General features: G+C 47.8%; 11 protein-coding genes and 3 tRNA genes. 1 reads left to right on the top strand and 13 read right to left on the bottom strand.

From position 1 onward, the window contains the following. Positions 1-12: 12 nt before the first annotated feature. Complete coding sequence (locus tag BK120_RS25395; RefSeq protein ID WP_256711018.1) at positions 13-1,374, bottom strand: aspartate aminotransferase family protein; 1,362 nt, start codon at positions 1,372-1,374, stop codon at positions 13-15. Positions 1,375-1,746: 372 nt separating this feature from the next. Here BK120_RS25395 and yhbH point away from each other — a divergent pair, with 372 nt between their 5' ends. Beyond that, the gene (gene yhbH / locus BK120_RS25400) at positions 1,747-2,901 is read left to right on the top strand and encodes a sporulation protein YhbH (protein ID WP_076270296.1); all 1,155 of its coding nucleotides are present in this window, start codon (positions 1,747-1,749) and stop codon (positions 2,899-2,901) included. A 78-nt stretch (positions 2,902-2,979) separates the two neighbouring features. On the opposite strand, the gene BK120_RS25405 is transcribed toward yhbH, so the two are convergent. From BK120_RS25405 to BK120_RS25460, 12 genes are all read right to left on the bottom strand, one after another. Next, positions 2,980-4,221, bottom strand: coding sequence for an MFS transporter (locus BK120_RS25405; RefSeq protein ID WP_076270297.1), 1,242 nt, complete (start codon positions 4,219-4,221; stop codon positions 2,980-2,982). Between the two features lie 230 nt (positions 4,222-4,451). Then, positions 4,452-4,766 carry a cupin domain-containing protein gene (locus tag BK120_RS25410; protein WP_076270298.1) on the bottom strand — a complete coding sequence of 105 codons (315 nt, stop codon included), beginning with the start codon at positions 4,764-4,766 and terminating at the stop codon, positions 4,452-4,454. 13 nt (positions 4,767-4,779) lie between these two features. Continuing rightward, the gene (locus tag BK120_RS25415) at positions 4,780-7,017 is read right to left on the bottom strand and encodes a heparinase II/III domain-containing protein (RefSeq protein WP_076270299.1); all 2,238 of its coding nucleotides are present in this window, start codon (positions 7,015-7,017) and stop codon (positions 4,780-4,782) included. 17 nt (positions 7,018-7,034) lie between these two features. Next, positions 7,035-7,922 (bottom strand): carbohydrate ABC transporter permease, encoded by an 888-nt coding sequence (locus BK120_RS25420; protein WP_083682425.1) that lies wholly within the window; start codon positions 7,920-7,922, stop codon positions 7,035-7,037. An 11-nt stretch (positions 7,923-7,933) separates the two neighbouring features. Beyond that, positions 7,934-8,833, bottom strand: coding sequence for a carbohydrate ABC transporter permease (locus tag BK120_RS25425; RefSeq protein WP_076270300.1), 900 nt, complete (start codon positions 8,831-8,833; stop codon positions 7,934-7,936). A gap of 89 nt (positions 8,834-8,922) precedes the next feature. Then, a complete protein-coding gene (locus BK120_RS25430; RefSeq protein WP_076270301.1) occupies positions 8,923-10,326 on the bottom strand; it encodes an ABC transporter substrate-binding protein in 1,404 nt (467 codons plus the stop codon). A gap of 127 nt (positions 10,327-10,453) precedes the next feature. Next, on the bottom strand, positions 10,454-12,079 hold the full coding sequence (locus BK120_RS25435; protein WP_076270302.1) for a response regulator: 1,626 nt from the start codon (positions 12,077-12,079) through the stop codon (positions 10,454-10,456). A 1-nt stretch (position 12,080) separates the two neighbouring features. Continuing rightward, a complete protein-coding gene (locus BK120_RS25440; protein WP_083682427.1) occupies positions 12,081-13,886 on the bottom strand; it encodes a cache domain-containing sensor histidine kinase in 1,806 nt (601 codons plus the stop codon). A 199-nt stretch (positions 13,887-14,085) separates the two neighbouring features. Continuing rightward, on the bottom strand, positions 14,086-14,844 hold the full coding sequence (pdaA, locus tag BK120_RS25445; RefSeq protein WP_179089892.1) for a delta-lactam-biosynthetic de-N-acetylase: 759 nt from the start codon (positions 14,842-14,844) through the stop codon (positions 14,086-14,088). A gap of 178 nt (positions 14,845-15,022) precedes the next feature. Beyond that, a tRNA-Pro gene (locus tag BK120_RS25450) sits at positions 15,023-15,099 on the bottom strand. Positions 15,100-15,171: 72 nt separating this feature from the next. Then, positions 15,172-15,247 (bottom strand) — tRNA-Thr (locus BK120_RS25455). 32 nt (positions 15,248-15,279) lie between these two features. After that, positions 15,280-15,356, bottom strand: a tRNA-Met gene (locus BK120_RS25460). Position 15,357 lies beyond the last annotated feature (1 nt).

A 15,357-nucleotide genomic window follows, 5' to 3' on the forward strand; every position in this document is an offset into this window, starting at 1 on the left:
TATCCGCCTCCCTCAGACACCGAAAACCTGAAGCAGCGTTTCGGCGATAAATGCAATCTCATCATCCGTAGTCGACAAAGGCGGGCTCAGCGTCAAAATATTCATAAAACCCGGCACTGTATCGCCATTTTTGCTAATGAGCAGTCCTTTTTGCTTGCACTCCGCAATAATAGCAGCAACTCTAGCAGCAGATGCCGGCTCCTTTGTTCGTTTATCCTCAACCAGCTCGATACCGATAGCCGAACCAAAAATTCGAAGCTCGCCTACGTACTGATGTGATTCAAGCGGCTTGATTCGGCTAAACAGCTCTTTGCCTATATAAGCAGAACGGCTGACTAAATTTTCACGTTCTATAATTTCTATGTTTTTTAGGGCCACTGCGCAGGATACAGGATTGCCTCCGAAGGTATTCACATGACGGAAATGATTGTCTGCTCCGCTTTCTTTGAAGCTTTCATACATTTCGGCGGACACTGCCGTTGCAGATAATGGAGAATATGCGCTTGTCAGCCCTTTCGCCATCGTCACTATATCAGGCCTTACCCCGAAATTCTGATGTCCAAATTTCTCTCCAGATCGCCCGAAGCCGCAAATGACCTCATCAACAATGAGCAGGACATCATGCTTATCGCAGATCTTTCGCAGCCGAGCTAAATATGGATCAGGCGGCACAATCATTCCACCTCCGGTAATAACTGGCTCAACGATAATGCCAGCGACCGAATCTGCACCCTCCCATAGGATGGCATCCTCATAGGCTTGAGCGCATTGCATTTTGCAGGAGCCTTTCGTTTGCCCGAAAGGACAACGATAGCAATAGGGCGGAGGCACATGGGAAAATCCCACACCTAGCGGCTCGTATTTCAGCTTGCGCTGCGCTTGCCCTGTGGCGCTAAGTGCACCCATAGAATTGCCGTGATAGGCGCGGTGGCGTGAAATGTATTTGTACTTAGAGCCCTTCCCACGTTGATGATGATACTGGCGGCCGATTTTGAAGGCGACTTCATTGGCATCTGAACCTGAGTTGGAGAAAAAAAAACGATAATCGCCAATGAGCCATTCATTCAGCTTCGCAGCCAGTTCAATTGCTGGAACATGAGATTGAATGAGCGTCGCATAAGCTACTGTCTTCATCTGTTCCGCAGCCGCTTCAGCGATTTCGACCCGGCCATGACCGACATTGACGCACCACATCCCGGACATGCCGTCGAAATAGCGATTCCCGTCCATATCCGTTAACCAGCTTCCTTCTCCCGACACGATAACCATTGGATTCTCATTATGAGGAGAAATATGATGCCATAAATAGTTCCGGTCCTTCTCTAACAGCCCTGCTTTGTCTTCTTCATTCATTGCTGCCTCATTCACGCCCATGCCTTCCTTTCCTCCTTCGCGGCTGCCGCTTCTATAATAGAACGAACCGTGGATGAGACCATCAGCGGTCCTTATAGACTAGCGTATGCGGCTTCTTCGCTGCTTCTTCCAAATTGTTTCTGAGATTGCTGCTATGACTCAAAAATAACCTCGTTAAGCAAGGCAGGAAGCTTGGAAAAGATACCTATTTTTCGGCGGAGTTAATCTTCTAGAAGCTGTTTATGGGGATAAATTCATACGATCCCTGTTCATTTTCCCTCACATAACCGCTCTGCTCTTGAATATATTGAGTAACAGACAAGAAATAAGCGATGAGCATGTAAGGCTTTTTTTCATTCTGCAGCGTTAACATAATGGAATGAGGTGAGGGAAATGGAGTCAGAGCCGCTATTTATTGTTTCAAGGGAAGATTGGTCGCTCCACCGCAAGGGTTATGAGGATCAAGCGCGACATCAGGAGAAGGTGCACGAAGCCATTAAGCAAAATCTTCCCGATCTGGTTTCCGATGAAAGCATCGTATTGTCCGATGGCAGGCGAACGATCAAGGTCCCTATTAAAAGTCTCGACGAGTCCCACTTTATATACAACTACAACAAGAAGCAGCACGTCGGACAAGGCGATGGTGACTCTCAGGTTGGGGATGTGCTCGGCGTCGATCCACAAGCAGCTAAGGGGCCCGGCAAGGGTCAGGATGCAGGCGACCAGCCCGGAGAAGACGTTGTTGATACTGAGATAAGTATCGATCAATTGGAGGATATGCTGTTCGAGGAGCTGGAGCTTCCTAATCTGGAGCAAAAGCAAAAGGATCAGCTGCAAACTACCGAAATCGTTTTTCACGATATTCGGAAAAAAGGCATTATGTCCAATATTGACAAGAAGCGAACATTAATTGAAAACCTGCGCCGCAACGCTAATGCGGGCAAATCCGGCATTGGCGGCATTTCACCTGACGATCTTCGTTACAAAACATGGAATGAGGTCATCAAACCCCAATCCAACGCGGTCATTCTTGCCCTCATGGACACATCGGGAAGCATGGGCTCGTTCGAGAAATATTGCGCGCGCAGCTTTTTCTTCTGGATGACACGCTTCTTAAGGCGCAAATATGAGCATGTGGAAATTGTGTTTATCGCGCATCATACGGAAGCAAAGGAAGTTACTGAGGAGGAATTTTTCAATCGTGGGGAAAGCGGCGGCACCATCTGTTCGTCCGCTTATCAGAAAGCGATCGACATCATCGATAGCCGGTATCCGACTCCCAATTGGAACATATACCCGTTCCACTTCTCTGATGGCGACAACCTAACTTCAGACAACGAACGCTGTGTGAAGCTAATCGGTCAGCTAATGGAGAGAAGCAATATGTTCGGATACGGAGAGGTCAATCAATACAATCGAAGCAGTACTCTGATGTCCGCCTACAAACACATCAACCACAAAAAGTTTATGTATTCGGTGATTAAGGAGAAAGGCGAAGTGTACAAAGCGCTTAAAACCTTTTTCTCCAAGCAAGTGACCGGTGCCTAATAAAACCACAGAAAAAAGCCGTCCCGATGGGTTCAACCCATTCTGGACGGCTTTTTCGCATTTTGAATAAACATCCCTTCAACTTGTAAGAACAGAATCTGATTCCTCATTATCTGGATCGATCCCTTTCGTTTCTTTGCCAAAGAATAAAACCGTTAGCGCGCCTATGACAATCGTTACAAAAAAGATCATAAAAATAGATGGTATCGCGACTTGTTTAGCAACGAGCATCCCAACAAGATAGGGCCCAATAATACCCCCGACACGGCCGAATGAGGCGGCAAAGCCGACGCCAGTTCCTCGAACAGCTGCTGGGTACAGCTCCGGCGTATAGGCGTACATGCCTCCCCACGCTCCAAGGTTAAAGAAAGAGAGACAGATGCCCGCAGCCAGCAGTACCCCTTCTGTTTCCGCGCTGCCGAACCAAAGGGCGCTGCCCGCAGTTAGCAGCAAATAAACCACCAGCACAAATTTTCGCCCAAACTTCTCGATAAAATAAGCAGCAGTGAAATAACCCGGCAGCTGGGCGAGTGTCATAATCAGAACATATTGAAAGCTTTTCACCAAATCAAAGCCCTTGAGCACCATGACGGAAGGCAGCCAGAGGAACATGCCGTAATAGGAAAATACGACTGTAAACCATAAGATCCACAATGTTACTGTCGTTTTTCGGTAGCGCAAGGACCATATGGATTTCATTCTGTCGCTTAGACTCAGCTTGCGGCTCTGCTGCGCATTGAAGCTGGGCGAGTCTTTAATGGCTCTTCTTAAATATAGGGCAAAAAGTGCAGGAACAGCACCTAGCGCAAACGCCATCCTCCATCCGTAATCGGGAATGATGAAGTAGGCAATCAAAGCTGCAGCAATCCACCCGATCGCCCAGAAGCTCTCCAATAGGACGACTGCTCGGCCCCGCTCCTTGGCAGGGACAGATTCCGATACAAGCGTCGACGCAACTGGCAGCTCCCCGCCAAGCCCAAATCCGGCTATGAAACGCAGCGCGCATAAGACGATAAAGCTCGTTGCCAGAGCGGACAAACCGCTCGCAATGGAGAAGATCAGCAGCGTCCAGAGCAGGATCGCCCTGCGTCCGTATCGATCGGCCATCAAACCGGATACAGCGGCACCAACTGCCATACCGATCGAATTAATTGCCATCAGCAACCCTACTTGTTGTGAACCAAGCTGCCATTCTACTGCCAAAGCAGCTACGATAAAGGAGATCATTCCGACCTCCATCGCATCAAAAAGCCAGCTAAGCCCCGCGCTAAACAACAGTTTCCGCTGTTTCGGCTCGCGCAGCAATGTCATTTTACTCATATGTAAACCCCTTACCCTATGCTCAAGCTCTATTTGACTAGGCGGCATTTTCTATTTGTATGGATATCCTACTCTATATTACCACGTTTTCAAAGTTTCTAATGATTACAGCCCTATTACAAAGAATATACCCTCTACAAGGCGGCAACAATCATCATGCAAAAAAAGAAGAGCACCCATGCTCGCTCAGCCATGGAATCGCTCTTCTTTATATAAGTGTATCCTCACCCTTACTTAATCAAATCATCGCGCAGCGGCGTGAAGGAATCGAGCAGCGCCGAGGCTTCCAATGCCGTTACCCCGTGCCTCGCCCCGCTTGGTATAACGATGGACTCTCCTTGCCGGATCACTTGCTTCTCGCCGTCAATTGTAAATTCAATGGCGCCCCTCAAGCAATAGCTCAGCTGCTCATGCGGGTGAGCATGCTCATAACCAACCGCACCAGGCTCAAAATGAACCTCCATCAGCATCAGCGTTTTTCCCGGCTGCAAAATTTTACGTGTAACGCCAGGCTCCGCATTTTCCCATACTCCGATATTGCTCATCCGATTTCCTCCTTTAGCTTCTACCATCCCATTTGTCTAGCCATGCTCCGCCATCGTCCCACATCAGCGAGTACTCATCCCTGATACCATCTGCTGTGATTGTCATTCGGTAGCTCCGATCCGACATTTCCGTAATCTGCAAAGCTTCCGCATTCACTAGCGTTTCCGTTTTCTCTATTTTTTCAATAACCTCTACTGTTCCTATAGACTCTATTGTATCAGCATAATCTACTGATTCAACGTTCCCCACCAGCTTTGCTCCTTCGAACAACGGCTCTTGCTCCAAATCATAAAACAGCACTTGCGCAAAAACGATCGTTTGGCTGGTTTTCACCTGCATAATAAGTGAGGTCCGGTTCCGATCCGGCGGGTTATCCGGTGTCAAAGCCGAATAGATCTCCACAGGCTGAGAACTCCACAGATGCTGCCTCAAGCTCCCATTCTCCATTTTATAGCGAAAAGTTAGCGATCCTTCGGAAATTCCACCAGCCACAAACCTGCTTTTGTGCTTAAACCATTGCTGATCAAGCCTGCTTAAGCATACATCTGTCGATTGCCAGACCTTGTGCTCTTCCTCTTCAAGCCTCCCGCTAAAATGATTCATCCAGCTGATTTCCCGCGGCTCGCTTACATCTACCTTAACCATATCAAGTAAATAATGCTCAGTCAGCACATTTATTCTTCTAATAGAAGCACCTTCATAAGCCAAGAGATCCCATGGACTAAGCTCCGGGGGCAAAATAATCCGGTCCTTCATCTCATACGCTTCCGCTTTCCAGTCTACCATCGTTTCTGTCCATATTCCCCACGGGTGCTGCTCAAACCGAATAACCCGCCCATCCGCCGGAGGCTGGTCGGCGCCATTTAGGCACACCGTATTATGCGAGAAGGTATGCTTAAACCACCCATAATGCGCAGGCACGCCATAAGCGGTCGTGCCCGGATCAACGAGCAGCGGCACTTCCCCGCATACGACGGACAAGCCGAGCCGGTCCATATGGTCATGCTCGCCGCCGAACTTGCTGTGCTTAATGAACGCCTGCCAGCGCTTCGCATTGACCAGCTTCGTTATCCCACTCACAGGCATGGATAACGAACGGTGTGATGCCTTCCACAGCTGTTCGCCTTCAGAAGCGTCCGCAGGTGCAAGCTCACAGCCAAACAATAACGCTAGAATAGAGTCTCGCTCCACTGTCTTCACGCCTGTAAATGCCGTTTCCGCCCACGGCGTGCCATATGCCGTATTAAGCAACGAGCGATAGAGCTCATCTCCGAAAATATCCAGCGCTATTTCATAATAAGGCGCATAGGTATGAATGCCGCCCGCGCTTCCTGCATCATTGAAAGAAGGCATATAGCCATTTGGCAATATCCAGTGAACCGGATAATCAAACATCGATTGGAGGCCAGACTCCTGCCAAATATCCCAAGGGGTCCCTTCCGCCATAAGCGCGTAATTCAGCAGCGACTTGAACGCATAAAAATGATACTGAACATTACCCTCGTACCACAGTCCGTCAGCAAAGCGGCCCCGCTTCATTTGATCATGCAGCCCGTACTCTCCAGAGAGTCCGGCATGAATAATTCCCTCATCGTTCAGCAAAATCCCCAGGGATGCGATCGCGGAAGTAATTAGCACCGCATGGTTATGGATTTGCTCCTCCTTGTGCGCGATTAGAAAATGTACGCAAGGCTCCAGCAAGCCATAGCGGATATGAGCCTCTTCCTCTTCAGACAACGAAGCCCGAATGAATTGAAAGCCTACGGACAAATCAATAATCCAGTGCGCCTCGTCAAGCGTCTGGGCAAACAGCTTACCCGGACCGTTGTACGGGATGCTCCCGTGAATTTTATACCCTTCGTAATTGTCTGCATAAGACAGAAGAAACTGCTTCGTTTGATGGAGCAGCGCTTCATCCGGCTCTATAGTGTGAAGCATCGCCATATGATAAACCGCGCGGCCTATATTCGCATGCACAAAGGATGTCCATGCAGAGTCAAAGGGTTCGCCAGACCATACCGTCCCGCATACCGGACAGACATGCGCGTGCGGCTGCCCCCATTCAAAGGAAAGCTTCGCCCCGTCATGATGGCAGTAGTACTGATGCATCCATTCTCCATATTCCGCCGGGCCTATCGTATACGAGATGCGTAATGCCTCTTCCGCTTCCTGTCGCAGCAGCTGCATAGCCGCCTCAAACTGCGGCAGACATGCGTTTATTCTCATTTTCACCAGCCGTTTATCATTCATAACGCATGCCTCTTTCCCTACCCTTTCAGTGATCCTGCCGTCATCTGCATAAACGATTTGTTCGCGAGCATGTAGACGATAAGCAGCGGTAAAATCGACAAGCAAGCCCCGGCCAGCATATAATGCGTCTGAACCGCCGCCGACGCTCCGTAGCGCAGGTAGGAAAGTCCCACCGTTAATGTTTGCAGCTCGGGCGTATTCATCGTAAAGACGAGCGGCCTCAAATATTCGTTCCACGCCCCGCAGAACGTGAACAACGCTCCCACTCCAAGACCCGGTCTAAGCAGCGGCAAAATAATTTTCCAAAAGATGCCTGCATTAGAACAGCCGTCAATCCGCGCCGCTTCATCCAGCTCTCTGGATATTCCTTTCAGGAAACTAAGCAGGATGAAAAAAATATATGCGTGGCCGCTGATTAATATCAAAATAACGCCCCATAAAGAAGTATGCAAATGCAGCTTGATCATCAGCTCGTATTGGGGGCGAATGACGACCGCACCTATCGAGATAAACATCGTCGATGCCTGTATCGCCACGAACAAAGCTTTGCCCGGAAAATTCATCCGTTCTACAACATAAGCAGCCATCGAAGCGACGATAAGCGTACCGATCGTTGTCATGCCGCTAAGCATGAGACTGTTCCAAGTAAAGCGGGAAAAGTTCGCTTGCACCCAAGCCTCCGCATAGTTTTCAAAATGCCACACCGATGGCAAAATGTTGCCGCCCGTAGCGATCTCTGCATTCGACATAAATGAACCAAACAACGTAACGATTATGGGAAACAAGATCAGGAGCGCCGTTGCAATCAAGAAAATCCAGAGCAGCAGCTGACCGCCTAATTTCCCTGTGCGAAGCGGTTTTCGTTTCTGGTTCGTTTGAACATGGGGTATAACTTCCGTCTTCATAGCATCCTCCCTTATTGCATTTTATTCATGCGATTAGACAGCAGATGGTAGACAAGCGTAATGATGCCTACAATGACGGCTGTAGTGAAGCCGACTGCGCTTCCGTAGCCGAACTGCTGGTCAACGACCGCACCGGAGGAAGGCGTAGGGAAAAATAGCTTATATACGTATAAATACATAACTTCAGTTTTTCCAACCGGGCCGCCCTCGGTCAGTACCATAATTGTTTCATAACCTTTAAGCGAGTTGATAATTGCCAGCATAATAACGATTTGCAGAACAGGTCCAAGCATCGGAATCGTCAAATACCAAAACTGCTGTCTTTTGTTTGCACCGTCTAGCGAAGCACTCTCATACACATCATTCGGAATATTCTGGAGTCCGGCCAAGAACAACAGCATATAGTTGCCCACGGCGCCCCAGATGGCAATAATAATCGTAGTCATCATTGCGTTTTTGGGTCCAAGCCAGTCAATTCGCTCGGAGATAATATGGAACTTAAGCAAATACTGATTCAGCACCCCGTTATACGAATTAAAAATAATAAAGAACACGACAGCCATAACCGCGGAGCTGATGACCGTTGGCATAAAATAGATCGCACGAAGTACATTGCGGCCTTTGAGCTTCTGGTTCAAAATAACGGCTAGCAGCAGGCACAGCGGTATTGTTACAATGAGCTTGCCGCCCGCATAAATGAACGTATTCACTACGGAGTCCCAGTACTGGGTATCTGCAAGCAGCCTGCGGAAGTTGTACAAGCCGGTAAATCTAGCTTCGCCATAGCCTTTATAATCATAAAACATATACCGGATAGCCCAGCCTAGCGGATAGATGCCTAGTACAACCGTTAGCAGCAGGCTTGGAAATAAAAAGAGATAAGAAAAACTCATTTGACGCGCTTTGTTCATCGTTTCCACTCCCGTACACTCTGTCTTAGGGGAAAGCAAAGGGTGGAGTCTGCACTCCACCCCGCATTGCTGTTCTTATGGTGAAGCCTTTATTTGGCACCCAGCTTCGTTGGATCAAAATCTGGTTTCGCTGCCGTGGTCACATCGCCGCTAGCAATCGCTTTATCAAGCGCCGCATTGTACCTTGTGTTCAAATCCTGAATGATCGCATCCAGATCCCCGCCGCCTAGCATATATTTAAAGAATGCATCATTGTACTTAATGCCCTCAATCGTAACAGCCGGACTTAATGGCCACGTAGCATCGTTGTCGCTTGGCAGGAAACCATCAATGCCATTGATGTCCGGTTTCGCGGCAACTGCCGAAATCGAAGGTACCATCGAGATGCCAAAGCCTTTTTCATGATACGTTTTCAAAATTTCATCGCCGTACATATACTCCATGAACTTCCACGACGCTTCTTGGTTTTTGGAGGAACTGCTCAGCGCCAGCCATTGGCCGCCAAGGAACGAGCTTGCTCCTTTGACTGTGCCATCAATTGTTGGCACAGGTGCCGCAGCCCAATCGATTTTCGCAGGGAATTGATTTTTGTATACACCCGGTTCGGAAGAGAAGGAAAGGTACATGCCTAGCTTGCCTTCCGCGAACTGCGCCCGCAGCGGATCGATATCAAGCGACTCCATGCCCGGCAGCGTGCTTCCGTCGTCATACATTTGTTTGAAGGATTGAATTATGTCTTTGAAGCCTGCAAAGTCGTATTTTCCGGTTTTAAAATCATATCCGAAGCCGCCGTAACCGCTCACTTCAGCAATGACACGTGCAGAACGGCCAAACGCGCTGTCCGCATTTTTGAAGTTTTGCGCGAAGCCGTAAGCGCCCTCTGCCTTGCCGACAGCCGTTATTTTCTTGGCTGCGTCGACCATTTCCGCAAGGCTTGTTGGAGGAGCGGCAATGCCTGCTTTGGCGAACAGATCCTTGTTGTACACCAGCCTTAATGTCGAGCCATAGTTTGGCAAGCTGTACATTTTGCCATCAATTTGATTAAAGTCCTGAATGACTGGGAACTGCTCCTTCATCTTGTCTGTCAGCATCGCATCAATCGGTGCAAGATAACCCTTAGTTACGTAAGTCTTGATCGTATTCTCCTTCACTCTGAACACATCCGGCCCCTGTCCGGAAGAAAACGCCAAGTCGATTGCCTGATCGTAATCATCCGTCTTGACGACCATTTCCACCTCGATGTTGTCCGTATTCGTGTCATTAAAGCTTTGAACAACCCCCTTGATATAGTCCATATCGTGGCGATCTCCGGTCCAATACACGATTTTTGTCTTTTTACCGCTTTTCGCTGGAGTTGTTGCGCCCTCCGATTCCGCAGGCTTGTTGGAAGCTCCGCTCTCAGCCCCTGGCGAATTGTTGTTTGTGCTTCCGCATGCTGCCAGTGATACGGCAAGAAATGAGCTCAGCACGATCGTTCCGAGTTTTTTGTACATTGGTGATCCTCCCTTTGTAGGTGAAACCGTTTGCTTGCTTCTTAACTATAAGAGATCAGACCTACATAGGTAATGTGGCTACCTTGCGAATAAGGGCAGATATTTCATGTTTATCAAAACCCTGCTTCTACGGCTTTGGCGACCTGCCTAAGGAGATTTCCTTAAACTCGGTCGGCGTAAGGCCGGTCTGCTTTTTGAATACCTCGCTGAAATAACGCCGGTGTTCATAACCAAGCTCCTGCGCGATTTCCTGCACTTGAAAGTCCTCGATTAGCATCGATTTCGCCCGCTCGATTTTGGCCTGCGTGACGAATTGCTGGAAAGTCGTTCCCGACACCTTCTTAAATAAATTGGAATAATAACCCCAGCTTAAATTCGCCTGCCTTGCGCAATGCTCCAAAGTTAGGTCAAGCTGCAAATGCGTTTTAATATAATCGATCGATCTATATATAATTTTTTGCGATTCGCTTGCCCTCTCCTTATCGATCAGCCTGCAGCCGATTTCGCAAAGCTCAGTCAACCATTGCCTATACTCCTGCAGCGACGAACGGCTTCCCCGTCTCGCCTCCTGCACCTTCGACTCAAACTCCTTTAGGCTGCTGCGTGGAAACTTCTCCAGCAGCACCCTGAGCATTCTGAGGGATAGGCCGTGAAAGAGATGCTCGACATCGCTCGGCTCGGGGAGCACGGAGGAGCTTTGCATTTCATCAAAAATGGAAGCAAGCCACTCTAATGTCTTCTCCTTATTGCCCGAGCGAAACCCGAATAAAAATTCATTTTCACTCTCTGTCGTATAAATCCATCCAGCGGCGCTGTCCTGCGCTTCTTGCTGGGAGCTAAATGCGCCATTTCCCCCGGTATAGAAATGATAAGACAAGGCGCTGAGCGCTTGCTGATAACTCTTCGGGAGCTCACGCACACTCCCCGCCTCCATCCCGATGCCGATGGAAATAGTAAACTTCGTGTAGCTGGCGATATTTTCGCAGCAGGAATCAGCAATCCGCATCAAATGATCCCCGGGCTGCGCCTGCATAATGCAGACGTAGCGATTAAGCGCCTCTCGAAAGATAACCGCCGATGTATGCTCCTTGATTGTCTCCTCAACGATATTTTGCAGGGAGAAACGCGCCAGCTCCAGCTCTTTCACAACCAAGCCGCCATATTTGTCCGTAAACTGATCAATTTGAATTACCATGACCGCAAGCGGAGCCTGCAAAGGCGGCAGATCTAGAAATCCCCACCACTGTGAAATATCCGCCTCTTCGGTCTGATGATGGACAAGCAGCGACATATACTCCTGCCGCAGCGCGGGTAGGCTTTCCTTGATCTTTTTCTCCAGCCCAATGACATGTGAACGCTCCCGTTTGTCTTGCTCTGATGCTTCTTTCGCCTTTAAGACAACTTTGATAATATCCTCGATTGAAAACGGCTTTTTCACATAATCAAGCGCCCCGTACTGAATCGCTTTTTTCGCATATTCAAAATCGGTGTACGCGCTCAAAATAATGATCTTGCTATGAGGCAGCATTTCCACAATACTTCGTGTCATTTCTAACCCGTCCATCTTCGGCATTCGAATATCGGTCAAAATTATGTCCGGCGACGTTCGCCTAATAACCGCAAGCCCCTCCTCGCCATTCGTGGCGCTGCCGACCACCTCGATCCCATGCTCCGCCCAAGGGATTTTGTGCTTCAGCATATCTACTACACTTCGAATATCGTCTACAATGCACAATTTCACCGGTTGACTCATGTTACCCCATCCCTTCCGTCTGCTTCGGAATCCAAATTTCAATCCGGGCTCCGCCACTTTCATTATTGCTTATAATCATGCGCTGCTGGTCGCCGTAGTACAGCTGGAGCCGATGATATATATTGCGGAGAGCATATCCCTCATCCATCGTCGTTGGATGAATAATCGAAGCCATGAGTTGCTCGGGAATGAGCCCCGTCCCATTATCCTCTACCGTCAAATGCAGCCAGTCCTCTTCCGATTGCGCATTAATATAAATTTCACCGCCTGATTCACGATCTTGAAAACCATGCAAAATGCTGTTTTCTACAAGCGGCTGAATGACGACTTTTGGAATTCCGCAGGCAAGCAGTTCCGGATGCACCTCGATATGGCAAACGAACAGCTCCTCATAAGAAATCTGCTGAATGGCTAAATATTGGCGCACATGGTCAAGCTCATCCTCCAGCGTAATTAAGTCTCTCCCGCCGCTGAGGCTAAGCTGAAACATTTGGGATAAAGCCAGAATCATCTCATTTACGTCCTTATTCTCGCCAAGCACTGATTTGCAATAAATTGTATTCAGCGTATTGTAAAAAAAATGAGGGTCCATCTGTGCGGAAAGCGCCTTGATCTCAGCCTTTCGTTTCTCACTCTCCCGCACCTTGACGTCTTCAATCAGCTGCTTAATTTCGTCCAGCATCCGATTAAAGCGAAACCCCACCTGGGATACCTCATCTTTATATTCGCTTTCGAAACGCACGTTCAGATCATTTTCTTCCACCCGTTTCATCAATCTTTGGAGACTGTACAACGGCTTTAACACTAAATAGATCATGTTGTTCGCTATGAATAATGACAGAACCATTAATCCCAGTATGACGTAAATCGTTGCTTTCTTGATGCCGTTCAGTTTCGCTAGCAGGTCGCTCTTCGACTGGATACCAACAATCATCCAATCATTCTTTACCTCCAGCCTTGCGTAGTTCACCAGATATTCCTTTTTCTTATCCTTATAAAAAAACGATCCCATCATTTCATCGCTCAGCTGTTTCGTGAATGCCGAATGCTTTGTCAACTGATCCTCCTGACTCGATCGATTATCTAAATTCACATCTTCTCCCTCTGAATCTACAAAATAATACTGTTTCTCTGCTGTCGACAGATTTTCCATGAACAGCTCATACAAATCATCTTGCTTTACATTAATGACCACATAAACATCCGATCGTTTCTCGCCCAGCTCGTTGACTCCCTCCACAACAAGAGAAATCACATCCTGTTTATCCATAAAAAAGGCATCCTTATGCCCTTTCGTCCAAAAGCCACGTTTTATTTCCTTGAAATGCTTATACAAATCCGAATCATAAAATGAGTTTGCCGTGTCCCGGACATTGGACGTATGATAATAATCGCCGATCGGCGAAGCAATCAGAATGCTGTCAATCATCGAGTCATTGAATTTCACCTGCGAAAAGACTCCCTGAAGAGAAGTCCACGTATTGTAGTAGTGGTCTCTGTCATTGTTTTGTGCATCGGTCATCACCTGCTTGAACGGGTCGCTGAACATAAGCGCACGAACGGCAATACCGATGTTCTTAAGCCGTTCATTTACGATTTGAGCAGATTGGTTGACCGTATCCTGACTTGTTTTGAGCGCATTCCTCTGTATTTCCTTCGAAGCGATCCAGTAGGCAATACCTCCTGTTGCTGTAAGGCCAAACATGATTAAAACAACGAAGGTCAGCCATATTCTGTGCTTGAGCGATAGAGAATAATATATTTTTTTAACAAACGCTTCCCAAGTTTTTTTGCTGAACATCATCATTCACCTCTCATCGCCTAAGTGGGCTTAGGCACACTCTTCTTTATTATAATGGAAGTTAAAATAGCTAAACATGCGGCAAAGTCAGGGATGAGGGCAGAATTCTAAAGATTTTAACATTGCTTTTGCAATATAAAATGGTTTGGAATAACAAAAAAACCTCAACCCCTGTAATGAGGTTAAGGCTTTTGGACGTACTTTACTAGATATTTAAATCAATGCCCATCTGATCTAAGCTTTTGAATAGATATCCTTGCCGGCGAGCCTCGTCTATAATTCTGCCGAGTGCCTCGGTATTGTCTTTGGAAACAGAATGCAGCAGGATGATCGCTCCGGGATGGAGCTGCTTAACAACCTCGTTATACGCATATTGAGATCCTCTTTGTGCATTTACATCCCAATCCTTGTATGCCACTGACCAAAATACATTCGTATAGCCGAATTGTTTGCTAGCGGCAAGCATCCGTTCGCTGAATATGCCTCTTGGTGGCCTCAGATACTTCATTTCCTTCTGGCCGGTCAGCGTTTCTACATGCTCCTTGACCTTATCAAGCTCCGTTTTGATGCTTGATTCTGAGAGGGTCGACATATCTGGATGACTCCAAGAATGGTTGCCTACAATATGCCCCTCCAGCACCATCCGCTTTAAAAGCTCCGGCTGATCCTTGACATAATGTCCCGTTACAAAAAAGACCGCTGGTACTTGTTTATCTTTTAATACATCGAGAATACGCGGTGTATATCCATTTTCGTAGCCGTTATCGAAAGTAAGATATAGCTCCTTTTGCGTTGTATCCCCTAGAAACAAAGCCCCATGCTTCGTTACGATTTCTTTAAAGCCCTCCTCATCGATCGAAGGCAGACGCCCCTCCACGCTTTTCTTAAACCCGAAGTGGAATACCCCTGGCTGCCCATATGCAGCTGCTGGACTTATTAAACCCCATAAGATCGCAATAAGCATGACAGCGACTCTAACCCTTTGCTTCAACAGTAAAGCCTCCTTATTCAATGAAGTGATTGCACTTCATCCGCATATTGCGTTTATATTTCCCCATAAACACATAAAAAAACCGCTATTTCCATAAGTCCTGTAGACTTTGAAAATAGCGGTTTATGTTGTGAATCATTCTGTTAAAAGATGGTCGGGACGACACGATTTGAACATGCGACCCCCTGGTCCCAAACCAGGTGCTCTACCAAGCTGAGCTACGTCCCGCATCGATTATGTCCACCATGTAGGTGGTTTTTGATGCTTGCTTGGCATAACCAAGAGGCATCTTAAGAAAAATGGTGCCGTCGAGAGGACTTGAACCCCCAACCTACTGATTACAAGTCAGTTGCTCTACCAGTTGAGCTACAACGGCATATGGATTTTTTTCACCATGTAAAGGTGTTTTGGTTGCGGGGGCAGGATTTGAACCTGCGGCCTTCGGGTTATGAGCCCGACGAGCTACCGGGCTGCTCCACCCCGCGT

This window comes from Paenibacillus sp. FSL A5-0031 (assembly GCF_001956295.1).
In the GTDB taxonomy this organism is placed as follows: domain Bacteria; phylum Bacillota; class Bacilli; order Paenibacillales; family Paenibacillaceae; genus Pristimantibacillus.